Annotated in this window: 18 protein-coding genes and 1 riboswitch; of the genes, 10 read left to right on the plus strand and 8 right to left on the minus strand. The window is 72.9% G+C overall.

From position 1 onward, the window contains the following. The first annotated feature begins 3 nt into the window (after positions 1-3). The 5 genes from AC1UE4_RS01100 to AC1UE4_RS01120 all read left to right on the plus strand — a co-directional run bounded on the left by AC1UE4_RS01100 (position 4) and on the right by AC1UE4_RS01120 (position 7,563). Positions 4-1,194: a hypothetical protein gene (locus AC1UE4_RS01100; protein ID WP_482915374.1), complete on the plus strand. Its 1,191-nt coding sequence runs from the start codon at positions 4-6 to the stop codon at positions 1,192-1,194. Between the two features lie 86 nt (positions 1,195-1,280). Then, positions 1,281-4,640 (plus strand): DNA polymerase III subunit alpha, encoded by a 3,360-nt coding sequence (locus AC1UE4_RS01105; RefSeq protein WP_482915375.1) that lies wholly within the window; start codon positions 1,281-1,283, stop codon positions 4,638-4,640. 53 nt (positions 4,641-4,693) lie between these two features. Further along, positions 4,694-5,173 (plus strand): c-type cytochrome, encoded by a 480-nt coding sequence (locus AC1UE4_RS01110; protein ID WP_482915376.1) that lies wholly within the window; start codon positions 4,694-4,696, stop codon positions 5,171-5,173. Positions 5,174-5,311: 138 nt separating this feature from the next. Then, positions 5,312-5,452: riboswitch (cyclic di-AMP (ydaO/yuaA leader) on the plus strand. 10 nt (positions 5,453-5,462) lie between these two features. Beyond that, complete coding sequence (locus AC1UE4_RS01115; RefSeq protein WP_482915377.1) at positions 5,463-6,212, plus strand: hypothetical protein; 750 nt, start codon at positions 5,463-5,465, stop codon at positions 6,210-6,212. A gap of 43 nt (positions 6,213-6,255) precedes the next feature. Further along, the gene (locus tag AC1UE4_RS01120) at positions 6,256-7,563 is read left to right on the plus strand and encodes a glutamine synthetase family protein (RefSeq protein ID WP_482915378.1); all 1,308 of its coding nucleotides are present in this window, start codon (positions 6,256-6,258) and stop codon (positions 7,561-7,563) included. Here AC1UE4_RS01120 and AC1UE4_RS01125 read toward each other — a convergent pair. From AC1UE4_RS01125 to AC1UE4_RS01135, 3 genes are read right to left on the minus strand one after another with little or no spacing between them, the layout of a single operon-like run. After that, a complete protein-coding gene (locus AC1UE4_RS01125; protein ID WP_482915379.1) occupies positions 7,523-9,745 on the minus strand; it encodes an MMPL family transporter in 2,223 nt (740 codons plus the stop codon). The two genes, AC1UE4_RS01120 and AC1UE4_RS01125, sit on opposite strands and share 41 nt — an antisense overlap. Positions 9,746-9,778: 33 nt before the next feature. After that, positions 9,779-11,746: a thioredoxin domain-containing protein gene (locus AC1UE4_RS01130; protein ID WP_482915380.1), complete on the minus strand. Its 1,968-nt coding sequence runs from the start codon at positions 11,744-11,746 to the stop codon at positions 9,779-9,781. A gap of 12 nt (positions 11,747-11,758) precedes the next feature. Then, on the minus strand, positions 11,759-13,639 hold the full coding sequence (locus AC1UE4_RS01135) for an alpha/beta fold hydrolase (RefSeq protein WP_482915381.1): 1,881 nt from the start codon (positions 13,637-13,639) through the stop codon (positions 11,759-11,761). An 87-nt stretch (positions 13,640-13,726) separates the two neighbouring features. On the opposite strand from AC1UE4_RS01135, the gene AC1UE4_RS01140 reads away from it, so the two are divergent. The 3 genes from AC1UE4_RS01140 to AC1UE4_RS01150 all read left to right on the plus strand — a co-directional run bounded on the left by AC1UE4_RS01140 (position 13,727) and on the right by AC1UE4_RS01150 (position 15,661). Continuing rightward, the gene (locus AC1UE4_RS01140) at positions 13,727-14,113 is read left to right on the plus strand and encodes a Rid family detoxifying hydrolase (RefSeq protein WP_482915382.1); all 387 of its coding nucleotides are present in this window, start codon (positions 13,727-13,729) and stop codon (positions 14,111-14,113) included. Then, positions 14,110-15,282 carry a threonine ammonia-lyase gene (locus tag AC1UE4_RS01145; protein ID WP_482915383.1) on the plus strand — a complete coding sequence of 391 codons (1,173 nt, stop codon included), beginning with the start codon at positions 14,110-14,112 and terminating at the stop codon, positions 15,280-15,282. Before AC1UE4_RS01140 ends, AC1UE4_RS01145 begins: the two co-directional genes overlap by 4 nt. Positions 15,283-15,361: 79 nt before the next feature. After that, the gene (locus AC1UE4_RS01150) at positions 15,362-15,661 is read left to right on the plus strand and encodes an FHA domain-containing protein (RefSeq protein WP_482915384.1); all 300 of its coding nucleotides are present in this window, start codon (positions 15,362-15,364) and stop codon (positions 15,659-15,661) included. On the opposite strand, the gene AC1UE4_RS01155 is transcribed toward AC1UE4_RS01150, so the two are convergent. The 4 genes from AC1UE4_RS01155 to AC1UE4_RS01170 all read right to left on the minus strand — a co-directional run bounded on the left by AC1UE4_RS01155 (position 15,639) and on the right by AC1UE4_RS01170 (position 20,828). Beyond that, complete coding sequence (locus AC1UE4_RS01155; protein WP_482915385.1) at positions 15,639-16,397, minus strand: 3-oxoacyl-ACP reductase; 759 nt, start codon at positions 16,395-16,397, stop codon at positions 15,639-15,641. The genes AC1UE4_RS01150 and AC1UE4_RS01155 overlap by 23 nt on opposite strands. 5 nt (positions 16,398-16,402) lie before the next feature. After that, on the minus strand, positions 16,403-17,770 hold the full coding sequence (locus tag AC1UE4_RS01160; protein ID WP_482915386.1) for an aldehyde dehydrogenase family protein: 1,368 nt from the start codon (positions 17,768-17,770) through the stop codon (positions 16,403-16,405). A gap of 10 nt (positions 17,771-17,780) precedes the next feature. Next, entirely contained in the window at positions 17,781-19,415 is a 1,635-nt protein-coding gene (locus AC1UE4_RS01165; RefSeq protein ID WP_482915387.1) for an amino acid permease, read from the minus strand. Between the two features lie 96 nt (positions 19,416-19,511). Next, positions 19,512-20,828 carry a glutamine synthetase family protein gene (locus tag AC1UE4_RS01170; RefSeq protein WP_482915388.1) on the minus strand — a complete coding sequence of 439 codons (1,317 nt, stop codon included), beginning with the start codon at positions 20,826-20,828 and terminating at the stop codon, positions 19,512-19,514. A 55-nt stretch (positions 20,829-20,883) separates the two neighbouring features. Here AC1UE4_RS01170 and AC1UE4_RS01175 point away from each other — a divergent pair, with 55 nt between their 5' ends. Further along, positions 20,884-21,786, plus strand: coding sequence for a phosphotransferase (locus AC1UE4_RS01175; protein WP_482915389.1), 903 nt, complete (start codon positions 20,884-20,886; stop codon positions 21,784-21,786). Then, positions 21,786-24,212, plus strand: coding sequence for a GcvT family protein (locus tag AC1UE4_RS01180; protein ID WP_482915390.1), 2,427 nt, complete (start codon positions 21,786-21,788; stop codon positions 24,210-24,212). The genes AC1UE4_RS01175 and AC1UE4_RS01180 overlap by 1 nt, the downstream gene beginning before the upstream one ends. A gap of 298 nt (positions 24,213-24,510) precedes the next feature. On the opposite strand, the gene AC1UE4_RS01185 is transcribed toward AC1UE4_RS01180, so the two are convergent. Then, complete coding sequence (locus tag AC1UE4_RS01185; protein ID WP_482915391.1) at positions 24,511-25,230, minus strand: FadR/GntR family transcriptional regulator; 720 nt, start codon at positions 25,228-25,230, stop codon at positions 24,511-24,513. Between the last annotated feature and the right edge of the window lie 20 nt (positions 25,231-25,250).

Below are 25,250 nucleotides of genomic sequence, written 5' to 3' on the forward strand. Positions count from 1 at the left end.
GACGTGGAACGCGGTCAGGCCAGCCTCGAGTACGTCGCCGTCGTGGCGGTCCTCTTCGTGCTGCTCGCCGGCGCGCTGGGCGTCGTGCCGGACGCGGCGACCGGCGTGCCGCGCGCGGTCGCGGCGGCGGTCGAGCGGGGGTTCTGCCTCGTCTCCGGAGGCGACTGCCACGGCGAGGGCGGGCCCCGGCCGTGCGTCGTGTCGAGCACCGAGCGGGGGCGGGAGACGCGCTTGTCGGCGTTCGTCGCACGGCTCGGCGACGGCCGGTCCGTGCTGCGGGAGGAGCGGTCGGACGGGACGGTCGCGGTCACCGTGGTGCGCTTCGACGAGGCGGGCGGCGCAGTGACCGGGGGCGCGGAGATGACGCTCGGCGGCAGGACGCTCAAGGCGTCGGTCGATGCGGTGTTCAGCGGGCGGGCCGGCGACGGGCGCCGCTGGGTGCTCCCCGACGCGGCGGCCGCGGACCGGCTCGTCGCGCGGCTCGCGCACGAGGACGCCGAGCTCGGCGGCGGGATCGGCGGGCTCGCCGGCTTCCTCGCCGGCCGCGAGGGCGACGCAGACGAGCGGTTCGTGCACTTCGGCGGGCGCGGCGAGGCGCTGGCGGCGCTCAAGGCACTGGGGATGGGCGGTACGGGGTCGGCGATCGCCGACGTCGCCGCCGGCGTGCGCGTCGACCGGCGGACGGGGGAGCGGACGTTCTTCCTCACCCGCGACCGCGCGGTCGTGGCGGCGCTCAAGGCGCCGCTCGTGCGCGCGACCGGCGGGCTCGCGCGCGACGGCACCGTCGAGATCACGCTCGACCGGGAGAACCGGCCGGCGGCGCTCGTCGTCGGCGCGACGGGGCGGGCCGATGGCGCGGCGAAGGCGGGCCCGTTCGACGTCGCGGGCGGCGGCCGGGTCGAGGCCGAGGCGCGGATCGACCTCGCCGATCCGGCGACGCGAGCGCTCGCCACCGGGCTGCTGCACCGCCCGACGCCGGCCGCGGCCGCGCGGCTCGCCGATCGCGCGCGCGTCGACGTGCGGGTCTACGCGACGACGCACGACGAGTCGGCGAAGGGCGCCGCCGTCGGCCTCGGCGCCAAGGTCGGGTACGAGCAGATCCGCACGGTCGACACCGCCCGGCTGATCGCCGCGGCGGGGAGGGAGCCGGGCATGGGGTGGTCGCGGCGGCTCGATTGCCTGCTCGCCGCCTGAGTCCGACCTCGCCGCCCGACGAGCCTCGCGGGCGTTGCCGACGTGTCGTCTTGGCGTCCTCCGGGCATGCGAACATGTGTTCGCTCATGACCGACTACGTCGAGCTCCACGCGCACTCGGCCTTCTCGTTCCTCGACGGGGCCTCGCAGCCGGATGAGCTGGCGGCCGCGGCGGCGCGGCTGGGCTACTCGGCGATGGCGCTGACCGACCACAACGGGGTCTACGGGTCGATGGAGTTCGCGCAGGCGGCCTCGGCGCTCGGGCTGCGCGCGATCCAGGGCGCGGAGGTCGACGTGATCGACGCGCCGTGGGTGCGGCCGGCCGGGCGCTCGGCCACGGCGGACCTGCGCGGGGAGGCGCCGCCGTCGCGGCATGTGACGCTGCTCGTCCGCGACGCGACCGGGTGGGCGAACCTGTGCCGCCTGCTCACGAAGGCGCACGCGCACACGCGCGCGCCCGCGGGAGGGCCGGTCGTCGACGCGCCGCGCGTGACGCTCGACGACCTCGAGCAGCACGCCGCCGGGCTCGTCTGCCTCAGCGGCTGCGCGCGGCAGGGCATCCGGGACGAGCCGACGATGCGCCGCCTGCTCGCCGCGTTCGGCCGCGACGCCTTCCGGGTGGAGCTGCAGCGCCCCTACCAGCGCCACGACCGCGCGCTCAACCGCGGACTCGCCTCGCTCGCCGCCCGGCTCGGGGTGCCGTGCGTGGCGACCGGCAACATCCACGCGCACACGCGCGCCCGCGCGCTCGTGCAGGACGCGTTCGTCGCGATCCGCGAGCACACGACGCTCGACGCGTCCGAGCCGCTGCGCCGCGGCAACCACGCCCACGTGCTCGCCTCGCCGGAGGCGATGGCCGCCCGCTTCGCCGACCACCCGGACGCGCTGGCGGAGACGGTGCGGCTCGCCGAGACGCTCACGTTCGACCTGACGAGCGACCTCGGCTACCGCTACCCCGGCGCGGAGGACGACCGCGCCGACCGGACGCTCGCCGAGATCTGCGACGCGCGCTTCGACGGCCGCTACCCGCACGGCAGCCGCCACCGGGCCGAGGCGCAGCGGCGCCTGGAGACGGAGCTGCGGCTGATCGCCCACCTCGGCCTCTCCGGGTTCTTCAACCTCCATCACGAGCTGCTCGAGCTCGCGCGGGAGGTTGCCTGCGAGGTCCGGGGGCCGAGCGCGGCGCGCCAGGTGCTCCCGCCCGGCCGCGGCCGCGGGTCCAGCGTCTCGTCGATCGTCTGCTACCTCACCGGCCTCTCGCACGTCGATCCGGTGAAGAACGACCTGCTGCTCGGCCGCTTCCTCAACGAGGAGATCGTGTCGCTGCCGGACATCGACCTCGACTTCCCGCGCGACGTGCGCGAGGTGCTGCTGCCGCGCGTGCACGACCGCTACGGCCGCGACCGCGCGGCGCTCGTCGCCGCCTTCCCGACGTACAAGGCGCGCGGCGCGATCCGGGAGATCGGCAAGGCGCTCGGCCTGCCGCCCGGCGAGATCGAGCGGGTCGCGCGCGGCTCGGAGGCGTGGGCGAACGACGTGGAGAAGGACATCGAGGTCGCGCTCGGCGAGGGGCGCGGCGAGGGACGGTGGGGGTGGCTCGCGCGCCTGGCCGAGGAGGCGCACGGTCTGCCGCGCCACCTCTCGCAGCACTCCGGCGGGATGATCGTCGCGACCCGCCCGCTCGTCGACTGCTGCCCCGTCGTGCCGGCCTCGATGACCGGGCGGCAGATGGTCCACTGGGACAAGGACTCGTGCTCGGACGCGGGGTTCCTGAAGATCGACTTCCTCGGGTTGGGGATGCTCTCGGCGGTCGAGCGCTGCGTCGACCTCATCGCGAAGCGCACCGGCGAGATCATCGATCTGTCGCAGATCCCGTACGACGACGCCGGGACGTTCGCGTCGATCCAGGAGGCCGACACCACCGGCGTCTTCCAGATCGAGAGCCGTGCGCAGATGGCCTCGCTGCGCCGGACGCGGCCGGAGACGCTCGAGGAGATCACGATCCAGGTCGCGATCGTCCGGCCCGGCCCGATCCAGGGCGGCGCGGTCAACCCGTACATCGAGCGCCGCCAGCGGCTGCGCGAGGACCCGTCGTTCGAGGTGCCCTACGAGCACCCGTCGCTCGAGCCCGTGCTGAAGGAGACGCTCGGCGCGATCATCTTCCAGGACCAGGTCATCGAGGTCGCGATGGCGTTCGCCGGGTTCTCGCCCGGCGAGGCCGAGGGGCTGCGCCGGGCGATGAGCCGCAAGCGGTCCGAGGCGGCGATCATGGCCCACCACGACGCCTTCGTCGCGGGCGCGCAGGCGCGGCACGACGACGTGACGCCCGAGCTGGCCGAGCGCGTCTGGAGCATGGTCGTCGGCTTCTCCGGCTTCGGCTTCCCCAAGGCGCACGGCGCCGCGTTCGGGTTGCTCGCCTACCAGTCGGCCTGGCTGCGGGTCCACCATCCGCTCGAGTTCCTCTGCGCCCTGCTGGATGAGCAGCCGATGGGCTTCTACCCCTCCGACGCGCTCATCCACGAGGCGCAGCGGCGTGGGATCGAGGTCCGGCCGCCCGACATCGCGTGCAGCGCGGTCGGCTGCACGATCGAGGAGGAGAGCGTCCGCGTCGGCCTCGCCTACGTCCTCGGGGTGCGGGCGGACGAGGTCGCGGAGCTCGTCAGGGCGCGCGAGGAGGGCGGGCCGTTCCGGTCGCTGGAGGACCTGGCGTCGCGCGCGGGCGCGGGGCGGTCGGCGCTGGACACGCTCGCGTGGTCGGGGGCGTGCGACGGGCTGGCGGGGGACCGGCGGACGGCGCTGTGGCGGCTCGGGATCGCCGCGCCCGGCCGCAAGCTCGAGCGGGACGGGTCGGCGGTGCAGCTGTCGCTCGGGCTCGACCTCCCGGCGCCGCCGAAGCTCAAGCGGCTCGGGGCGTGGGACGAGATGATCGCCGACTACGCGACGACCGGGATCAGCGTCGACGTCCATCCCGTCGGCCTCATGCGCGAGGCGCTGTCCGGCCGCGGCGCGGTGTCGAGCCGCGACCTCGAGTCCCTGCCGCACCGCAAGCAGGTGCGGATCGGCGGGCTCGTCGTCGCGCGCCAGCGGCCGGGGACCGCGAAGGGCGTCGCGTTCATCCTCCTCGAGGACGAGCTCGGCACGGTGAACCTCGTCGTGCCGCCGAACGTCTACGAGCGCGACCGCCTCGCCGTCCGGTCCGAGCCGCTCGTGATGGCCGTGGGCCGCGTCGAGAAGTTCGCCTCGGCGGGCGGCGCGATCAACGTCGTCGTCGACCGCCTCACCGCGCTCGAGGCGCCGGACCGGATCGCCGCCGAGGTCACGGAGCTCGCGATCGTCGGCGGCGAGCGCGAGGAGGAGCTGCCGAAGGTCGCCGCCGCAGGGGGCGGAGGGGACTTCCGCGCCGTCGCCCCGCCGGTCTTGTCGTTCACCCAGGGGAGGAAGCGATGATCCGGCCGACCCGCGCGACTTGCGTCGGCCCGACTGGGTAAGTTCCCGCTCCGATGGCCACCGCGATCTTCGTCCTTGCCTTCGTTCTGCTCGGTCTTGCCGTGGTGCTCGCCGCCATGCGCGCCGGGCGCGGCCGCACGTCCTCGAGCGAGCCCGGCCGCGGCAGCCGCCGAGCCGTGTACGTCCTCACGGGCCTGTCGGTGCTGCTCTTCGCCGTCGCGATCCCGCTTGCCGTCGGCATCGACGGCGCGGACCAGGCGGAGGCCGGCCCGGTGAAGCTCAACGCCGGCCAGGAGGCGGGGCGCAAGCTCTTCTCGCAGTCCTGCCAGCAGTGCCACACGCTCAAGGCAGCGCACGCGACGGGCCGGGTCGGGCCGAACCTCGACGCGCTCCGCCCGCCGAAGGCGCTGATCCTCGACGCCATCAAGAACGGCCGCGCGCAGGGTCGCGGCCAGATGCCCGCGCTGCTCTTCACGGGCAACGACGCGGAGAAGGTCGCCGACTTCGTGGCGGCCACCGCGGGCCGCGGCTAGACGTCCCGAACACCCGGGCGCGGTGACGAAACCGCGCAACATGCGGGGTTGCAGGACTTCATAACTCCGGTGCGTTTGCAGGAACTTCGGCCCCTGCTACGATCCCGCCGCGTCAGACCGCTGAGTCCATCCGGGGCGTTCGTGAGGATGCGGACGTACCGACTGGAGCGGGGGACCCAACTGTTGGGGCGAATCGTCTTGCCTTCCGGGCAAGGAGTAGCGCTGCTCTTCCGGCGCGAGCCCGTCAGCTAACCCCGTAAGCACGAGGAACGAGGAAGACGACACCGGCATGAGCGAGACCACGGACCGCCCCTGGTGGGAGGACGTGCAGCACCTTCGCCCGCAGGAGAGCGGGACAGTCGCCGACGGCGCCAAGCAGCACGCGCCGACCGGCCGCTTCCGCCGTGCCACGGCGCCGCTCGCGGAGGCTCGCGAGATGATGGAGACGCGCGAGCTGGTGGCCGAGACGGGCCGCCGCCCGAAGGTGGACTTCGACTTCGACGCCGGGCTCGCCTCGCTGCTCGACCCTCCGGCGAAGACGGAGGAGCCGGGCCGCTTCGAGTGGATCGATCTCGGCGCGGACCATGCGCCGGCGACGGAGTCGTGGCTCAATCTCGATGAGGAGACGTCGCAGGCCAAGCCGCTCGACGACCAGCGCGCCTGGCTGACCGACGACGACCGCGCCAGCGGGTGGGACCTCGACGACTGGACGGTGTCCGAGCCGCCCCCGCCCGGCACGCGCAAGACGATCGAGATCCGCGGCCAGGCCGACGGCCTCGCGGGCGTCCCCGCGGTCCCCGCCGCCCGCGCCAGCGGCGTGCCCGCCGGCGCCGGCCGCCGGCGTCCCTCGCGCTCGCCCGCCGACCGGCTCGCCGGCCGCCCGGACCGGATCGCGCTCTACGCGTTCCTGCTCGGCTTGCTGCTCATCGCCATCGCCGCGATCGGCACGCCGAAGGCCAACGCCGCGACGATCGACACGGCCGCGGCCGCCCAGCAGGCGCCCGCGCTCGTCGTCACCGTCGACGCCGCGCAGCACTAGCCCGCTCGCGGCGAGGCGCCGCCGCCCACTACTCTCTCGCGCCATGCCGAGCGCCGCCCACGTGCTCTCGCTCGTCCACGAGCGCGACATCCGCTTCGTCCGCCTGTGGTTCACGGACATCCTCGGCCAGCTCAAGTCGTTCAGCGTCGGCCGCGACCAGATCGAGCGCGCGATGCGCGACGGCGTCCCGTTCGACGGCTCCTCCATCACCGGCTTCAACCCGGTCGAGGAGTCGGACATGATCGCGATGCCCGACCCCGAGACGTTCGCGATCCTCCCGTGGCGTCCCGAGGAGCAGGGCGTCGCGCGCGTGTTCTGCGACGTCCTCACGCCGGAGGGCACGCCGTACGAGGGCGACCCGCGTCACGTGCTCAGGCGCGCGCTCGAGCGGATGCACGCGCTCGGCTTCGACGGGTTCAACGTCGGCGTCGAGCCGGAGTACTTCCTCTTCCGCGACCGCCAGACCGCGGAGCCCCTCGACGAGGGCGGCTACTTCGACCTCACGACGCTCGACGCCGGCACCGACGTCCGGCGCGAGACGGTCCTCGCGCTCGAGCAGCTCGGCATCCACGTCGGCAGCTCCCACCACGAGGGCGGCCCGAGCCAGCACGAGATCGCGCTGTCGTCCGAGGGCGCGCTGCAGATGGCCGACAACGTCATGACGGCCCGCATCACCGTCAAGGAGTACGCGATCGCCGAGGGCTGGCACGCGACGTTCATGCCCAAGCCGCTCGAGGGCGAGAACGGCAGCGGCATGCATACGCACCTCAGCCTCACGAAGGACGGCAAGGACGCGTTCGTCGCGGAGGACGACCCCTACGGCCTCTCCGCCGTCGGCCGCGGCTTCATCGCCGGACAGCTGCGCCACGCGCGCGAGCTCAGCGCCGTCTTCGCGCAGTGGGTCAACTCGTACAAGCGGCTCGTGCCCGGGTTCGAGGCGCCGGTCTACGTCGCGTGGAGCCGCCGCAACCGCTCCGCGCTCGTCCGCGTCCCGCCGCGCGCCGCCCACATGGAGCTGCGCTGCCCCGACCCGGCGTGCAACCCGTACCTGACGTTCGCGGCGCTGCTGCAGGCCGGCCTCGAGGGGATCGAGAAGGGCTACGAGCTGCCCGAGCCGATGGAGAAGAACCTCTACCACCTCGCCCCGGACGACCGGCGCCGGGTCGGCATCGAGCAGCTGCCCGAGACGCTCGGCGAGGCGATCGAGGTCGCGGCGGAGTCCGAGCTCGTGCTCCGCACGCTCGGCGAGCACATGTTCAACCGCTTCATCGAGCTCAAGCGGCAGGAGTGGGAGGACTACCGGGTGCAGGTCACCCCGTGGGAGCTTCGGCGCTACCTGCCGGTGCTCTGACCTCGCCGCCGTCCTCGCGCGCCAGCCGCGACGGCCACCAGATCCGCGGCCCGAGGTCGAAGACCAGCGCCGGCACGAGGATCGACCGCACGATGAACGTGTCGAGCAGCACGCCGAACGCGATCACGAACCCGATCTCGGTCAGGAAGGTGAGCGGCAAGACCGCGAGCACCGCGAACGTGCCCGCCAGCACGATGCCCGCCGACGTGATGACGCCGCCGGTGACGGCGAGGCCGCGCAGCATGCCGTTGCGCGTGCCGTGGCGCAGCGTCTCCTCGCGCACGCGCGCCATCAGGAAGATGTTGTAGTCGACCCCCAGCGCCACGAGGAAGATGAAGGCGAAGAGCGGCAGCGACGGGTCGCTCCCGGGGAAGCCGAAGATCACGTCGAACACGATCGCGCCGACGCCGAGCGCCGCGAGGAACGAGAGGACGACGGTGATGACGAGCAGCACCGGCGCGACGACGGCCCGCAGCAGCACGACGAGGATGAGCAGGACGATCGCGAGCGTGATCGGCGGGATGAGCCGCGTGTCGTCCGCCGCCGCCTGACGAAGGTCGTACTCGACCGCGGTCGGCCCGCCGACGAGCGCGCCCGGCGCCGCCGCGCGCACCGCCCGGCGGAGCTTCGGCATCACGTCGAAGGCCTCGGTCGAGTACGGGTCCATCCGCAGGAACGCCGCCAGCTGCACCCCCTCGGGCCCGGACGCGACCGGCCGTTCCGGCACCGCGCTGACGCCGTCGACGCCCTGCGCCGCCGTGACGACGGCGCCGATCCGGTCCCTCTCGTCCGGGGGCACGACGATGTCCGTGGGCGACGCCTGGCCGGCGGGGAACGCCTCCGCGATCAGGTCCTGGCCCTCGATCGACTCGACGCTGTCGCGGAACGAGTTCGACTGGGTCAGGCCGGTCGAGAAGTTGAGCAGCCCGAGCGCAAGGATGACCAGCAGCAGCACGCCGGCGCCGCCGATCAGCCGCGGTCGCGCGGCGACCCGCTCGCCGATCCGCCGCCAGAAGCCGTGCGTCTCGTCGACGGTCCGCTCGCGCGCGTGCATCCGGTGCTCGAAGCGCCCGATGAACGATCGCGCGGGCTTCGGCTGCTCGCCCGGCGCGTAGGGGATGAAGGGCCAGAACGGGCGCCGCCCGACGATCGTCAGCAGCGCGGGCAGGAACGTCAGCATCGTGAGCAGCGCGACGGCGATCCCCATCGCGCCCGTCGGGCCGAGGCCCGCCGTCCCGTTCACCTTCGCCAGCATGAGCGCGAGCAGCGCGACCATCACGGTCAGGCCGGAGGCGAGGATCGCCGGCCCGGCGCGGTGAAGGGCCAGCGCCATCGCCTCGTGCTTGTCCTCGTGGCGGTGCAGCTCCTCCCGGTAGCGCGCGACGAGCAGCAGCGCGTAGTCGGTGCCGGCCCCGATGACGAGGATCGAGAGGATCGACGACGACTGCCCGTTGACCGTCACGCCCGCCTCGGTCAGCGCGTAGCCGAACCCGCGGGCGGCGATCTCGGAGAAGATCACCGCGAGGATCGCGAAGAACCAGAAGACCGGACTGCGGTAGATGATGATCAGCAGCACGATCACCAGCAGCAGCGCCGCCATGATGAGCGTGCCGTTGATGTTCTCGAAGACCTTGATCGCGTCAGCCGAGATGCCGGCCGGGCCGGTGACGCGGACGGCGAGACCCTCGGGCTGACCCTCGCCGACGATCTCGCGGTACTTGTCGACGGGATCGAGGATCTCGTCGCTGTCGCCGCTGCCCGTCGACTTGATGACGTTGCCGATCAGGGCGGTCGAGCCGTCCTTGGACACCTGGAAGGGCACGCTTCCGCCCGGATCGGCCGGGTTGCCGAACGGCGTCGTGTTCGAGAACGCGCGCGTGGCGGAGCTGAGCTCGCGCACGTCGGCGGTGATCGCGCGCTTGTCGGCGGCGGTCAGGCCGCGCTCGCGGCGGAACACGATGACCGTCGGCGCGGTCTCCGCGCCCTGCAGCTTCTCGGTGACGTCCAGCGCCGCCGTCGACTCGGCGTCGCCGGGCAGGAACGACCGCGACTCGTTCTCCTCCGCGTCGGAGAACTTGCCCGGCAGGTTCACGGCGAGGACGCCGAAGAGGCCGACGATCCAGACCGCGAAGACGATCCACTTGCCCTTCGGCGTGGCCGGGAAGGTGAGGAGCCGCTCCATCGACGGATCGTACGGACGAGGCGCGCGCCAAGTTCAGCCGAGCAGGCGCGTCAGCTCGTCGGCCGTCGTGACGGGCCGCTGGCACGCGAAGCGCTCGCACACGTAGGCCGTCGCCGCGCCGTCGATCGCCGTGCGGCCCTCGAGCAGCGGCACGGCGCCGCCGCCGGCGCCGCCCGCGAGCACGACCCGCGGGCGCAGCCGCGACCGCACGACGCGCGCCAGCGGCGTCACGTCGTCGCCGACGAGCGCCACCTCGCGCACGGGGTTGACGTGGAAGTCCAGCGCGCGCAGGAAGTGGCCGAACGCGTTCGGGTGCTTGACGGCGAGCTCATGCAGCAGCATGAGGTGACCGAGGGCGGCCTCCTCGTAGACCGCGTCGCCGGTCAGCGCCGCGAGGCGCAGCAGGCCGAAGGCGGCGCTCGACCCGCCTGACGGGATCGGGTGGTCCTCGAGGTCCTTGCGGCGGGCGACGAGCGTCTCGTGGTCGTCGGAGGTCGTGAAGAAGCCGCCCTGCTCGCGATCGGCGAAGCGCTCGATGAGCGTGTCGGCGAGCGCCCGGGCCTCGGTGAACCAGCGCTCCTCGAACGTCGCCTCGTAGAGCCGCAGCAGCGCCTCGAGCAGGAACGCATGATCCTCGAGGTAGGCGTTCAACCGCGCCCGCCCGTCCTTCCACGTCCGCATCAGCCGCCCGTCGACGCGCATCGATCCCAGCACGAAGTCCGCCGCGCCGCGCGCGACGTCGAGCCAGTCGGGGCGCTCGAGCACGGCGCCCGCCTCGGCGAACGCGGCGATCGCCAGCGCGTTCCACGCCGCCAGCCGCTTGTCGTCGAGACCCGGCCGCACGCGCTGCTCGCGCACCTCGTACAGGCGCGCGCGGATGCGGGCCCGCTGGTCGGCGGGCGGCTCGGGGCCGCGCGACTCGAGCACGGTCGTGCCGTGCTCGAAGTTCCCGCGGTCGGTCACCCCCAGCCACGCGATCGCCGCCTCGGCGTCGTCCTCGTCGTCGAGCGCGGCGCGGATCTCGTCCGGCGTCCACACGTAGTACTTGCCCTCGACGCCCTCGGAGTCGGCGTCGAGCGCGCTGAAGAACCCGCCCTCCGGGCCGCGCATCTCGGCCGCCATCCACTCGAGCGTCTCCTCGCACGTGCGCCGCAGCCGCTCGTCGCCGCTGACCTGCCAGCCGTGCAGGTACGCGGGCGCCAGCAGCGCGTTGTCGTAGAGCATCTTCTCGAAGTGGGGGACCGTCCACGTGCGGTCGACGGCGTAGCGGGCGAACCCGCCGGCGACCTGGTCGAAGATGCCGCCGCTGCGCATCGCGTGCAGGGTCGCGAGCGTCATCCGCGTCTCGCCGCGGGCGAGGAGGAGCTCGATCGTCGACGCGGCCGGGAACTTCGGCGCGCCGCCCCAGCCGCCCCACTGGGCGTCGAAGAGCCGGCCGAGCCCGACCTCGGCGGTGTCGAGCGACCGCGCGTCGAGCGGCTCCTCCGACGGACGCAGCAGCGCGCCGCCCTGCAGCCGCGCGGCCATCCGCTCGCCCTGCTGGCGGATGTCCTCGCGCTGGTTGGCCCACGCCTCCGCGACGGCGATGCAGACCTGGGTCCAGCTCGGCAGGCCGTGGCGCGGCTGCGGCGGGAAGTACGTGCCGCCGTAGAACGGGACCTGCTCGGGCGTGGCGAAGACGTTGAGCGGCCAGCCGCCGCTGCCGGTCATCGACTGCACGGCCTCCATGTAGAGCGCGTCGACGTCGGGGCGCTCCTCGCGGTCGACCTTCACGCAGACGAAGCGCTCGTTCATCACCTGCGCCGTGGCGGGGTCCTCGAACGACTCGCGCTCCATGACGTGGCACCAGTGGCACGCGCTGTAGCCGATGGAGACGAGCAGCGGCTTGTCCTCCTCGCGCGCGCGGCGCAGCGCCTCGGGGCCCCACGGCAGCCAGTCGACGGGGTTGTCCTTGTGCTGAAGGAGGTACGGCGAGGTCTCGTTGGCGAGCGCGTTGGTCATCGCGCCCCGGCCCTACCCGCGGACGAGCGCGGGAAGCCGCAGGACGTCGCGCGGCTCCATGCGCAGCGACGCGGCGGTCGCCTTCGGCTCGATCCGGATCCGATTGCCCCCGAGACGGCCGCTCAGCACCCCGCTCGTCGCGATCGTGATCTTCCCGCGGGCCGCGCGCTTGCCGGTGACGGTGAAGCGGGCGGAGCGGTCGGAGGCGACGCGGCCCGTGATCCGCACGCCGGGGACGAACTCGTCGCCGCGCAGCAGCACCGTCTCGCCGGACAGGACGATCGACCCGTGGCGCAGGCCGCCGATGCGCGTCGCGCCGCTGCCGAGCTGCGCGCTGAGCGCCTGCAGCAGCGCGTCGTCGAGAGTGCGCAGCAGCGCGGTCAGCGTCCGGCCGGGGGCGCCGCGGACGTTGCCCGTCCCGCTCAGGCTCCGCACCGACAGCGGCGCGCGGGCGATCGGCGCGATCACCGGCCGGGCGACGGGGCACTGCTGCACGGCGCCGTCGCCGAAGAAGCCGGCGATGGCGGCGCCGGCGCAGCCGCTCGGGTCCGATCCGAGCACCGAGTGCCCGACGAACGGGACGCCGACGACCTGCGCGCGCGGGAACGCGGTCGCGACGCGCTGGGCGTCCTCGAGCGGCGTGCGCAGGTCGGCCGTGCCGTTGAGCACGAGCGCCGGGACGTCCGGCACCGGCGCGGGGTCCGCGGGCGGCGGCGTGGCGTTCGGCCAGCCCTGGCAGAGCCGCAGGATCCCAACGTTGATCACGGTCGCGCGCGTGAACGGCGCGAACGCCGACTGCGGCTGCGCGATGAGGACGTCGGCGGCCTGCTGCTCGCGCACCGACGGGGAAGCGTTGCGGTCCCACGGCAGGCGCGCCTCCTCGCACGTGGTGGCGAGGAACACGGCGTCGTTCGTGCCGCTGTCGGGGACCTGGGACCCGTTCGGCGCGCCGAAGACGTCGACGGCGAGGCGCAGCAGCGGCGTCGCGTCGCCGCGCCGCGCGGACCGCAGCGCCGCCGGAAGCTGCGCGCGGATCGCCGGGTTGAGGTCGCCGGCCTGGAACATCGAGTAGATGAGCGACCCCCGCAGCGAGGCGCGGTGCGACTTGCCGCGGCCGTCGAGGTACCGGCCGCGCGCGGCGACGCTCTTGCTCGCGAGCGCCTTGACGTCGGCGGTGACGTCGGGCGTCGCGCGGCGGCAGGCGCCGTTCGCGCACAGCTCCTGCAGGACGCGGCGCGAGGCCACGAGGCTCGACCGCAGCAGCGGATCCGGGCCCTCCGGCGGGACGACGGAGTCGAGCACGAGCCGCTCCACACGCTGCGGGTACTTCGCGGCGTAATCGAGCGCGACCTTCGTTCCGTAGGACACGCCGTAGATCGCGAGCTGGTCGTAGCCGGCCGCCGCCCGCATCGCCTCGATGTCCTCGACCGAATCGAGGGTCCGGTAGAACGCGCGGCGGGAGCCGAGCGCCGACGCGCACTGCGTGACGGCGGAGGTCCCGGTCGACGAGCTGCGCAGCGACGGGCAGTCCAGGGCGCCCGATTGGCCGGTGCCGCGCTGGTCCACGACGAGCAGGTCGCGGGTCCGCAGCGCGGGGGCCAGCGCGATCGCGAAGGACGTGGCGATCGGCGTCGCGGCCTGGCCGGGGCCGCCGGCGAGCGCGAGCAGCGCCGTGGAGGTCTGGCCCGAGGCGCCGTCCGGTCGCAGCCGCTTGACGAACAGCGGCACGTCGCCGGAGACCGCGCCGGAGCGGTCCAGCGGCACCGTGACGGTGCCGCACTCGAAGACGGCGTTGTCGGCGCAGGGGGAGAAGCCGATCGCGGCGGAGGCCGGCGCGGGAAGCGCGGCAGCGGCCAGCGCCGCGGCGGCGAGGAGGAGGCGGCGGAGCGGCAAGGAGGGCACGGTATCGGGAGAAGCCGGGAGCGTTCGAGAGGTCCCGAGGATCGAGTCGAGGGCGGCTGGAGGAGTAGCCTCGCGCCGATGCCTGCCGACCGCAACGTCATCAACGCCGACGCCGCGCCCGGAGCCGTCGGGCCGTACAGCCACGCCGTCCGGACCGGCGACCTCCTCTTCTGCTCCGGCCAGATCCCGCTCGACCCGGAGACGAACGAGCTGACGGGGGACACGCCGGCCGAGCAGGCGGTGCGCTGCCTGAAGAACCTGCAGGCGGTCTGCGAGGCCGCCGGGACGAGCCTCGACCGCGCGGTGCGCTGCACGGTCTACATGACCGACCTGAGCGCGTTCGCCGAGGTCAACGAGGCGTACGGCGAGTTCTTCCCGTCCGACCCGCCCGCGCGCGTGGCGTTCGGCGTCGCGGCGTTGCCGAAGGGCGCGCAGGTGGAGATCGACGCCGTGGTGGCCGTGTGACGACCGCGGTCGTCACCGAACAGGACATCGAGGCCGCCCGCGAGGCGATCATGGGCGTCGCCCGGACGACGCCCGTCCTGCCGTCGGCGACGCTGACCGACCGCCTCGGCGCCCCGGTCGTCCTGAAGGCCGAGAGCCTGCAACGGACCGGCTCGTTCAAGGTCCGCGGCACGACGAACAAGGTCAAGGCGCTCGGCGAGCGCTGCGCCGGCGGCGTCGTCGCGGCGAGCGCCGGCAACCACGCCCAGGCGCTCGCGCACTCGGCCCGCGCGCTCGGCGTCCAGTGCACGGTGTTCATGCCGGTCCAGGCGCCGCTGACGAAGATCGAGGGGGCGCGGGCGCTCGGCGCCGACGTCCGCCTCGGCGGCGACTCGGTCGACGACTGCATCGAGCTGGCGACCGCTCATGCAGAGCAGCACGGGATGGCGATGGTCCACCCGTTCGACGACCCGGACGTCGTGGCGGGGCAGGGGACGCTCGGGCTCGAGCTGCTCGACGACGTGCCGGGCCTCGCGAAGGTCGTCGTCCCGGTCGGCGGCGGCGGGCTGGCCTGCGGCGTGGCGATCGCCGTCAAGAGCGCCCTTCCCGCGACGCGGGTCGTCGGCGTCCGCATCGAGCGCCAGCCGCTGACGATCGCCGACGGCATCGCCGTCAAGCACCCGGGATCGGTGACCGGGCCGTTGCTCGACACGTGGGTCGACGAGATCGTCACCGTCTCGGAGGACGAGACCGCCGAGGCGATGGCGCTGCTGCTCGACAAGGCGAAGCTCGTCGTCGAGGGCGCCGGCGCGGTCAGCGTCGCCGCCCTGCTCGCCGGCAAGACCGGCGCGGCCAACGACGGGACGACCGTGGCGGTCCTCTCGGGCGGCAACGTCGACGCGGGCCTGCTCGCCGAGGTCGCGCGCCGCCAGGAGACCCAGCACGGCCGCCGCCTCGTCGTGCTGAGCCGCATCAGCGACCGCCCCGGCTCGCTCGCCCGCCTGCTCGCCCTCGTCGGCGACGCCGGCGCGAACCTCATCGAGGTCTCGCACGTGCGCGAGGGCCTGGAGGACCTCCACGTCCGCGAGACCGCGGTCGAGCTCGTGCTCGAGACTCGCGGCCGTGACCATGCGCACGCCGTCCTCGACGCGATCTCGCACGCCGGGTACGAAACGCGCATCCTTCGGTGACGATCCTTCCCGCTTCTTGAGCAGAGGCTTAGGAAGCGGCCGGAACATCCCCCGCGCCGATGCGAAAGGGGGGACGCACATGAGCTGGTTCGAGATCGACGAGGAGGTCGTCGAGATCAAGCAGGGCACGTCGCGGATCGGCCGCAGCATGACCGCCGACATCCGGTTCGAGGATCCGTCGGTCGGCAACCGCCACGCACTGCTCATCCGCGACGGGAACGTCGTCCGGGTCCTCGACGACCGCGGCCCCGGCGTCCACGTCAACGGGATGCGGATCACCGCGCGGGTGCTGAAGGACGGCGACGTCGTCGCCGTCGGCCGCCACGAGCTGCGCTACCTGGCGACCGTCGGGTCGCCTACTCGCCCGGTAGCGGCGTGACGTAGGCGCCGCTGATCCCGCCGTCGACCAGGAACTCGGACGCCGTCACGAACGAGCTGTCGTCCGACGCGAGGAACAGGACGCCCTTGGCGATCTCCCTCGCGTCGGCGAAGCGACCCATCGGGATGTGCACGAGCCGGCGCTGCGCGGCCTCCGGGTCGTTGGCGTAGAGCTCGCGCAGCAGCGGCGTGTCGACCGGCCCGGGGCACAGCGCGTTGACGCGCACGCCCTTGCGGGCGAACTGCACGCCGAGCTCGCGCGAGAGGGCGAGCACGCCGCCCTTCGAGGCGGTGTAGGAGATCTGCGACGTCGCGGCGCCGAGCACGGCGACGAACGACGCGGTGTTGATGACCGAGCCGCCGTTCGCGTTGCGCAGCAGATGCGGGATGCCGTGCTTGCAGCAGAAGAAGACCGACTTGAGGTTGACGTCCTGCACGCGCTGCCACGCCTCGTAGGACGTCTCGAGGACCGACGTGTCGTCGTTGGGGGAGATGCCGGCGTTGTTGAAGAGCACGTCGACGTGACCGAACGCGTCGACGGCCTGCTCGTACATCGCCCTGACCGCGAACTCCTCCGTCACGTCGACCTGCAGCGAGAGGTCGACGTCGGGCGACTCGTTGAGGTCGACGCCGACGACCTTCGCGCCCTCCTCGCGGAACAGCTTCGCGGTCTCCGCGCCGATGCCGCTCGCGGTGCCGGTGATCACGGCGACCTTGTCCTGCAGACGTCCGGGCATCTCGGTCAGGCCTCCGTCGCCATGTAGATCGTCTTGACCTCGGTGTAGTGGTCGGTCGCGTGCGGACCGAGCTCGCGGCCGACGCCCGACTGCTTGAAGCCGCCGAACGGCGTGGCCACGCGGACCGACGTGTTCGAGTTCAGCGACAGGTTGCCCGCCTCGAGCGCGCGGGCGACGCGCATCGCCTTCGCGCCGTCGCGGGTCCAGACCGACCCGGACAGCCCGTAGATCGTGTCGTTGGCGAGCGAGATCGCCTCGGCCTCGCCGGCGAACGGCACGACGACCGCGACCGGGCCGAAGATCTCCTCGGTGACCGACCGCTCGCGGCGGTCCTCGGGGACGAGCACGGTCGGCGGGTACCAGTAGCCCGGCCCGTCCGGGGCGCTGCCGCGGAACGCGACGTTCGCCTCGTCGGGCACGTAGCTCGCGACCGTCTCGCGCTGACCCGCCGAGATGAGCGGGCCCATCTCGGTGTCGTCGCTCAGCGGGTCGCCGACGCGGATCGCCTTCACGTGCTCCTCGAGCAGCGCCATGAAGCGGTCCAGGCACGAGCGCTCGACGAGGATGCGCGACCGCGCGCAGCAGTCCTGGCCCGCGTTGCCGAACACCGCACCCGGGGCGGCCGCGGCCGCCTTCTCGAGGTCGGCGTCGGCGAACACGACGTTCGCCGACTTGCCGCCGAGCTCGAGCGTCACGCGCTTGATCGTCTGCGCGGCGCCCGCCGCGATCGAGCGCCCGACCTCGGTCGAGCCCGTGAACGCGACCTTCGCGACGTCGGGATGCTCGACGAGCCGCTGGCCGACCGTCGAGCCCTTGCCCACGACGACGTTGACGACGCCCTCGGGCAGGCCCGCCTCGAGCGCGAGCTGCTCGAACCGCACGGCCGTCAGCGGCGTCAGCTCCGCCGGCTTGAGCACGATCGTGTTGCCCGCCGCCAGCGCCGGGGCCATCTTCCACGACGCGATCGTCAGCGGGAAGTTCCACGGCGTGATGAGCGCGACGACGCCGAGGGGCTCGCGGATCGTGAACGCCTGACCCCCGGCGACTGGGATGGTGTCGCCGAGGATCCGCTCCGGCATGCCGGCGTAGTAGCGGAACGTGTCGACGACCATCCCCATCTCGCCGCGGGCGTCGCCGATCGGCTTGCCCGCGTTGCGCGCCTCGAGGACCGACAGCTCCTCGTGCGCCTCCTCGAGCCGGTTCGCCAGCCGGTGCAGCAGGCGGGACCGGTCGGCCGGCGCCATCGCCCGCCACGCCGGGAACGCTGCCCCGGCGCGGGCGACGGCGGCGTCCGCGTCCCCGATCTCGGCGCGCGGCACCTCCTCGAGCACCGCCTCGGTGGCGGGCTCGATGACCCTGATCGTCGTCGTCACGTCGCGCGTTCTACCCGGCGGGTTGCGGCGCGGGCGGCCCCGACGGCGGCGGCGCGTCGCCACCCGTGTGGGGCTCGCCGAGCTCCGCGTCGAGCTCGCTGACCGTGTGGCGCGGGCCGGTGAACGTGTTCTTCGCGCTGACGAACCACCAGATCGCGACGGCGAGGATCACGCCGCCGGTCACGAGCGGCGCGTAGTTGACGAGCTTCCAGTCGAACTCGTCGTTCCACGGCACGCCGCCGGGGCTCGTCGGGAGGATGAAGATGATCGTGATGATCGCCACCCAGACGGTCGCCAGCGGGTTCATCCACTTGTACTTCGCGCCGTTGTTCCAGGGGCCGGGCTCGAAGCGGTCGCCCATCCGCCAGCGCAGGTAGATCGGGATCACGTACGCGATGTAGAGGCCGATGACGGCGATCGAGACGACCGCGAAGAACGCGACCGGCACGCCGTTGCTCGCCGGCCAGTACGCGGGGACCGTGATCAACGCGGCGCAGACCGCCATGAAGATGACGGCGTTGAACGGGATCCGCCGCGCGTTGACCCGGCTCCAGATCCGCCAGCCGGGGATCGCGCCGTCGCGGCTGAACGCGTAGCACATGCGCGACGCGCTGGTGAGGCACGCGGCGCCGCAGAACACCTGGCCGACCGTCGAGATGACGAGCACCAGCTTGAACCAGCCCGAGCCGAGCGCGCCGTCGAGGATCGCCACTGCGACGTACGTGCCGCCGGCGGCCGCCTCGTTGACCGCGTCGACGTTCGTGGCGGCGAACGTGATCGCCAGCAGCACGAGCCAGCCGAAGATCGCCGAGTAGAAGATCGACCGCCAGACGCCCTTCGCGGCGCCCATCTCGGCCTCGTGCGTCTCCTCGGAGATGTGCGCGCAGGAGTCGAAGCCGGTGATCGTGTACTGCGTCAGCAGGAAGCCGAGCGGCAGCACGTAGAACCAGAACATCCCGCTGCCGACGCTGCCGTCGGAGAAGCCGGAGTTGTTGAAGCGCTCGGTGAAGACGAAGTCCGCGGACGCGTGGTTGTCCGGGACGAAGATGAGCACCAGGACGATCACCGCGACGCCGATCACGTGCCACCACACCGACACGCCGTTGATGCGCGCGACGAGGTGGCTGCCGGCGATGTTGATGATCGAGTGGAGCAGCAGGATGATCACGAACAGCCAGAACGTGCCGGAGAAGAAGTCGCCCGAGACCCCGTTGAAGAGGTTGAAGTCGAAGGCGCCGAACGTGACGTTCATGAAGGTCGCCGAGCCGTAGACGACCGACGCGGTGACGGCGACGAGGCCGATGAGGTTGAACCAGCCGGTGAACCAGCCCCAGCCGGCGCCGCCGAGCTTGGCCGCCCACCAGTAGATGCCGCCCGCCGTCGGGTACGCGGAGACGAGCTCCGACATGCAGAAGCCGATGATCAGGATCGGGATCGAGATCAACGGCCAGCCCCACGAGATCGCGACCGGCCCGCCGTTGTTCCACGCCTGCCCGTAGGTCGTGAAGCAGCCGGCCAGGATCGAGATGATCGTGAAGGAGATCGCGAAGTTCTGGAACCCGCTCCAGCTTCGCGAGAGCTCCTGCTTGTAGCCCAGCTCCGCGAGCCGCTGTTCGTCGCGACCCGGCGTCGTCGTCGTGGCCATCCTCGCCTCTCCTCCTCGACAGAAAGGTGTGGTGCGCGAGCCTATGTCGCGCGGAAGACGGAAGTCAATGGCCCGGCTGCCGGAAGACGGGCCTCCCTAGAGACGCTCGAACCCGCGGAACCGCTCCCAGTCGGTCACCGCCGCCTCGAACGCCTCGAGCTCCACGTCTGCGTAGTTCAAGTAGTGGTCCACGACCTCCTGCCCGAACGCCTCGCGAGCGACCTCGCTGGCCGCGAACAGCTCGCGCGCCTTGTAGAGCGTGTTCGGCACCCGCTCCTTGTCCGATTCGTACGCGTTGCCCTCGAACGGGGGCTCGAGCTCGAGCTCGTTCTCGATGCCGTGGATGCCCGCGGCGATCATGGCCGACAGCGCGAGGTACGGGTTGACGTCGGCGCCGGGCACGCGGTTCTCGACGCGCTTGGACGCCCCATGGCCGACGACGCGCAGCGCGCACGTGCGGTTGTCGTTGCCCCACGCGATCGCGGTCGGGGCGAACGAGCCCTTCGCGTAGCGCTTGTACGAGTTGACGTTCGGCGCGTAGAGCAGCGTCAGCTCGCGCAGACAGGCGAGCTGCCCGGCGACGAACCGGTGGAACGTCGTGTCGTCCCACGTCTCGCCGTTGCGCCTGCACGAGAGGTGGATGTGGCACGACGAGCCCTCGCGCTCGTCGAACTTCGCCATGTACGTGATCGCCATCCCCTCCTGGGCGGCGATCTCCTTGGCGCCCTCCTTGTAGAGCGCGTGCTCGTCGGCGGAGTCGAGCACCTCGCCGTAGTGGAAGTTGACCTCGTGCTGGCCGAAGTTGCACTCGCCCTTGGAGTCCTCGACGCGCAGGCCGGCGGCGGCCATCTCGTTGCGGATGCGGCGGATGAGCGGCTCGACCCGGGCGGTGCCCAGCAGCGAGTAGTCGACGTTGTAGCGGTTGGCCGGCGTCAGGCCGCGGTACGCCTTGTCCCACGCCTCCTCGTACGTGTCGCGGAAGACGATGAACTCGAGCTCCGTGCCCGCGTACGCCTCGAGGCCGTGCTCGCGCAGGCGCTCGATCTGGCGGCGCAGGATCTGCCGCGGCGACGCGACGACCGGCGAGCCGTCGGCCCACTGCAGGTCCGCCATGAGGAACGCGGTGCCCTCGTTCCACGGCAGCAGGCACAGCGTCTCGAGGTCGGGGACCATCTCGAAGTCGCCGTAGCCGCGCTCCCATGAGGACATCGCGTAGCCCTCGACGGTGTTCATGTCGACGTCGACCGCGAGCAGGTAGTTGCAGGCCTCGGCGCCGTGGTCGGCGACCTCGTCCAAGAAGAACTGCGCGCTCAGGCGCTTGCCCTGCAGGCGGCCCTGCATGTCGCACAGCGCGATCACCACCGTGTCGACCTCGCCGCGCTCGGCGGCTGCCCTCAGCTCCTCCAGCGTCATGGGCCGAGCACCCTACGGCTTGCCCGGGCGCTGCGCCAGGGCTTACGGTCTGCTCGTGCCACCTTTGGACGTGCACGCGGCCATCGCCCGTCTCGAACCGCAGCTGGGCACGTCCGAGGGGGACCCCGTCGCGCTCGACGGCGGCTTCACGAACCGGAACTTCCGCGTGCGTCTCGGCGGCCGCGACGTCGTCGTCCGGCTGTGCGAGCCGGGAACCGAGATCCTCGGGATCGACCGCGCGACCGAGAAGGTCGCGACGCGGCGGGCGGCGGAGGCGGGGATCGGCCCGGCGCTGCTCGCGACGCTCGACGACGACGACGTGCTCGTCTGCGACTGGGTGCCCGGCGGGCCGTTCGCGGTGCGCGCCGGCCTGGCCGAGGTCGCCGCAACGGTGCGCCGCGCGCACGAGCTGCCGCCGCTGCCCGGCGACTTCGCGGTGTTCGAGATCGCCGAGCGCCATCACGCGATCGCCGTCGAGCGGGGCGCCCCGGTGCCGGATGGCTACGCGACGATCTCGCAGCTGGCGCACCGGATCGCGGACGCGGTCGCCGGCCATCCCGAGCACGCGCCCGTCCCGTGCCACAACGACCTCCTGCCCGGCAACTTCCTCGCCGGTGCCGACGGCCGCCTGCGGATCGTCGACTGGGAGTACGCCGGCCAGAACGACCGCTTCTTCGACCTGGGCAACCTGGCCGTCAACAACGAGCTGACCGAGGAGGAGGACCGGGCGTTGCTCGAGGGCTACTTCGGCGAGCCGGCGACGCCGCGGCGCTTCGCGGCGCTGCGGCTGATGCGGATCGTCTCCGACGTGCGCGAGGCGATGTGGGGCGTGGTGCAGTCGGCGATCTCGCGGCTGGACGAGGACTACGAGGCGTACGCGCGCAAGTACTTCGACCGGCTGCTGCGCCAGGCCGAGGACCCGCGCGTCGAGACGTGGCTGGGCGAGGTGCGGGGCTGATGGTGCGCCCGCGGGAGCTGCCCGATCGCGCGCGCGTCGTGATCATCGGCGGCGGCGTCGGCGGCACGAGCATCGCCCACCACCTCGCGCAGCTCGGCGAGCGCGACGTCGTGCTGCTCGACCGCAACGAGCTGACGAGCGGGTCGACGTTCCACTCGGCCGGCCTCGTCGGCCAGCTGCGCTCGAGCGTGTCGCTGACGAAGATGATGATGCACTCGGTCGACCTGTACCGGGAGCTCGGCGAGGCATGCGGCTGGCAGGAGGTCGGCTCGCTGCGCCTGGCCTCCACGCCCGAGCGGATGGAGGAGCTGCGCCGCCAGGAGGCATGGGCGCGCACGTTCGGCCTGCCGCTCGAGCTCGTCTCCGCCGACGAGGCGAAGGCGCTCTTCCCGCTCATGACGACCGACCGCGTGCTCGGCGCGGTGCACCTGCCGACCGACGGCTACCTCGACCCGTCGCAGCTGACGTACGCGCTCGCGGAGCGGGCGCGCGAGGGCGGCTGCCGCATCTTCACGCACACGCGGGTGACCGGGATCGACGTCGGCCGCGGGCGCGTGCGCGGCGTGCGGACGGAGTGGGGCGACGTCGAGGCCGAGGTCGTCGTCGACGCGGGCGGGATGTACGCCGCGGAGATCGCGCGGCTGGCCGGCGTGCGCGTGCCGATCATCCCGTTCGCGCACGAGTACGTCGTCACGCAGCCGTGCTTCTCACGGGCCGAGGTCGGGCGGCTGCCGACGATGCGCGACCCCGACCTCCTCGTCTACTACCGCGAGGACGGCGAGGGGCTCGTGTGGGGCGGCTACGAGCGCCACTCGGCGCCGTGGGCGCTCGACGACCACGGGCTCGACGCGATCGCGCCGGACTTCAACGGCCGCCTGCTCGAGGAGGACTGGGACCGCTTCGAGGAGATCGTCCGCAACGCGCAGGAGCGCGTGCCGCTGCTGCGCGAGGCGAAGATCACGAAGCTCATCAACGGCCCCGAGGCGTTCACGCCGGACGGCGAGTTCTGCCTGGGCGAGACGGAGGTGCGCGGCTTCTTCGTCGCCGCCGGGTTCTGCGCGCACGGCCTTGCGGGCGCCGGCGGCATCGGCCGGGTCATGGCCGAGTGGATCCACGAGGGAGAGCCGTCGCTGGACCTCTGGCACATGGACATCCGCCGCTTCGGCGCGCACTACCGGTCGCCGTCGTACGCGCTCAAGCGCACGCGCGAGGTCTACGAGACGTACTACGACATCCGCTACCCCGGCCACGAGCGTGAGGCCGGCCGGCCGCTGCGCGTCTCGAGCGCCTACGAGTGGCACCGCGCGCACGGCGCGGCGTTCGGCGAGAAGTCGGGGTGGGAGCGGGTGAACTGGTACGCGGCGAACGAGGCCGACGGCGACGAAGGCCTGCGCCCGCGCGGATGGGCGGGCATGCACTGGTCGCCCGCCATCGGTGCCGAGCACCGCGCCTGCCGCGAGCGCGCCGCGCTGTTCGACGAGTCGTCGTTCGCGAAGATGGAGATCGAGGGGCCGGGAGCGGCCGAGTTCCTCGAGGGGCTCTGCGACAACCGCGTCGCACGCGGCGTCGGCCAGATCACCTACACGCAGATGCTCAACCGCCGCGGCGGCATCGAGTGCGACTTCACGGTGACGCGCGTGGGCGAGGAGCTGTTCTCGATCGTCACCGGCACCGCGTTCGGCGGCCACGACCTCGCGTGGCTGCGCCGCCACGTGCCCGACGACGGGTCGGTGCGGATCAGCGACGTCACGTCGCGATGGGCGTGCTTCGCGCTGTGGGGCCCGCGGGCCCGCGACGTCCTCGGCCCGCTGACGAGCGACCCGCTCGACTTCGGCTACATGACCATGCGCGACCTCGCGGTCGCCGACGTGCCGGTCCGCGCGCTGCGCGTGACGTTCGTCGGCGAGCTGGGGTGGGAGCTCTACTGCCCGTCGGAGTACGGCGCCGGCCTGTGGCGCGCGCTGTGGGAGGCGGGCGAGCCGCACGGGCTCGTCGCCGGCGGCTACCGCGCGATCGACTCGATGCGGCTCGAGAAGGGCTACCGCGTCTGGGCGGCGGACATCACACCGGACGAGACGCCGCACGAGGGGGGCCTCGGGTTCGCGGTCAAGGACGACAAGGAGTTCCTCGGCCGCGACGCGCTGCGCTCCCGCGAGGTCGAGAAGCGGCTGCGCTGCCTCGTGCTCGACGACCCGCGCGCCGTCGCGCTCGGCAACGAGCCGGTCCGCATCGGCGGAGACGTGGCCGGCCGCGTGACGAGCGGCGGCTACGGCTACACCGTCGAGCGCTCGATCGCCTACGCGTACCTCCCGCCCGACGCGGAGATCGGCACGGAGGTCGAGGTCGACGTCTTCGGCGAGTGGGTCCGCGGCGAGGTCGCCCGCGAGCCGCTCTTCGACCCCGCGGGCGACCGCGTCCGCGGCTAGCTCATCGGCTTCTTGGACGGCCGCCTGCGCGGCGGGAGCGGTCGCACGACCTTCTTGGGCTGCGGTCGCATCACGTGCCGGTTGGGCGCCGGACGGGAACCGGGGTTGCGCTGCATGTGGGCCTCCTCGGAGGACTTGAGAGCGATCAGGGTGTCCGCAGCCGCGCGTCGAGGCGGGCGGGACGAGAGCGAGGCGTCGGCGAAGACCGGCCGAGGCGGGAAGGGCTCTAGCGCTTGCGCATGATCGCGATCGAGGCTACCGCCGGCGGGCGGGGCCCGCAAGATGGCTCCGCCGGCCGTCAGGCGGCGGCGTCGGCCGGGATGAGGCCGGCGATGATGTGCTCGGTGCCGAGGAGGTGACCGCGGAGGATCTTCACGGCGCCGATGCCGTCGGCCTCGCGCAGGCAGCGCACGACGCGGCGGTGCTCCTCGTTGGAGTGGCCGAGGACCGTGTCGGGGTGGGCGATGAGCGCGATGAGCTCGCTCATCTGGCCCTGGACCTCGGTCATCTCGGCGACGAGCCGCGGGGTCCCGGTCGCCTCGGCGAGGGCGATGTGCCAGCGGACGTCGGCGCGGCGGTACGTCTCGAAGTCCGGCCGCTCCTCCATCTGCTCGATGAGCTCCTCCATGAGGCAGAAGACGTCCTCGCGGCCGCGCTCGGCGGCGAGCAGCGCCGCGCCGCACTCGACCGCCACGCGCTGGTCGAGCACCTCGCGCCAGTCGGGCCGCAGCGCGCCGCTCCCACGGGCCATCGGCGGCGCCTCGGAGACGAACGTGCCGCCCGAGCGGCCGCGCATCGAGATGAGGTGCCCGCTCTGCACGAGCGTGGTCAGGGCTTGGCGCAACGTCGAGCGCGAGATGCCGAGCTGGTCGGCCAGCTCGCGCTCGGGCGGCAGCCGCGTGCCGGGGGAGAGCAGCCCCAACCTGATCGCCGTGCCGAGCCGTTCGACGGTCTCCTCGAACGTCGTCAGCGGCTGTACCGGCTCGAAGACCGCTCCCAGTGCGGTCGCGCCTTCCATGAGGGGCGACCCTACCCCAC

It is taken from the genome of Parviterribacter kavangonensis (assembly GCF_056863335.1).

What these genes read in the sequence shown, in the direction of transcription:
- AC1UE4_RS01105 (WP_482915375.1), top strand. Translation starts at nt 1,281, where the DNA reads ATGACCGACTACGTCGAGCTCCACGCGCACTCGGCCTTCTCGTTCCTC.
- AC1UE4_RS01110 (WP_482915376.1), top strand. Translation starts at nt 4,694, where the DNA reads ATGGCCACCGCGATCTTCGTCCTTGCCTTCGTTCTGCTCGGTCTTGCC.
- AC1UE4_RS01115 (WP_482915377.1), top strand. Translation starts at nt 5,463, where the DNA reads ATGAGCGAGACCACGGACCGCCCCTGGTGGGAGGACGTGCAGCACCTT.
- AC1UE4_RS01120 (WP_482915378.1), top strand. Translation starts at nt 6,256, where the DNA reads ATGCCGAGCGCCGCCCACGTGCTCTCGCTCGTCCACGAGCGCGACATC.
- AC1UE4_RS01125 (WP_482915379.1), bottom strand. Translation starts at nt 9,745, where the DNA reads ATGGAGCGGCTCCTCACCTTCCCGGCCACGCCGAAGGGCAAGTGGATC.
- AC1UE4_RS01130 (WP_482915380.1), bottom strand. Translation starts at nt 11,746, where the DNA reads ATGACCAACGCGCTCGCCAACGAGACCTCGCCGTACCTCCTTCAGCAC.
- AC1UE4_RS01140 (WP_482915382.1), top strand. Translation starts at nt 13,727, where the DNA reads ATGCCTGCCGACCGCAACGTCATCAACGCCGACGCCGCGCCCGGAGCC.
- AC1UE4_RS01150 (WP_482915384.1), top strand. Translation starts at nt 15,362, where the DNA reads ATGAGCTGGTTCGAGATCGACGAGGAGGTCGTCGAGATCAAGCAGGGC.
- AC1UE4_RS01155 (WP_482915385.1), bottom strand. Translation starts at nt 16,397, where the DNA reads ATGCCCGGACGTCTGCAGGACAAGGTCGCCGTGATCACCGGCACCGCG.
- AC1UE4_RS01165 (WP_482915387.1), bottom strand. Translation starts at nt 19,415, where the DNA reads ATGGCCACGACGACGACGCCGGGTCGCGACGAACAGCGGCTCGCGGAG.
- AC1UE4_RS01170 (WP_482915388.1), bottom strand. Translation starts at nt 20,828, where the DNA reads ATGACGCTGGAGGAGCTGAGGGCAGCCGCCGAGCGCGGCGAGGTCGAC.
- AC1UE4_RS01180 (WP_482915390.1), top strand. Translation starts at nt 21,786, where the DNA reads ATGGTGCGCCCGCGGGAGCTGCCCGATCGCGCGCGCGTCGTGATCATC.
- AC1UE4_RS01185 (WP_482915391.1), bottom strand. Translation starts at nt 25,230, where the DNA reads ATGGAAGGCGCGACCGCACTGGGAGCGGTCTTCGAGCCGGTACAGCCG.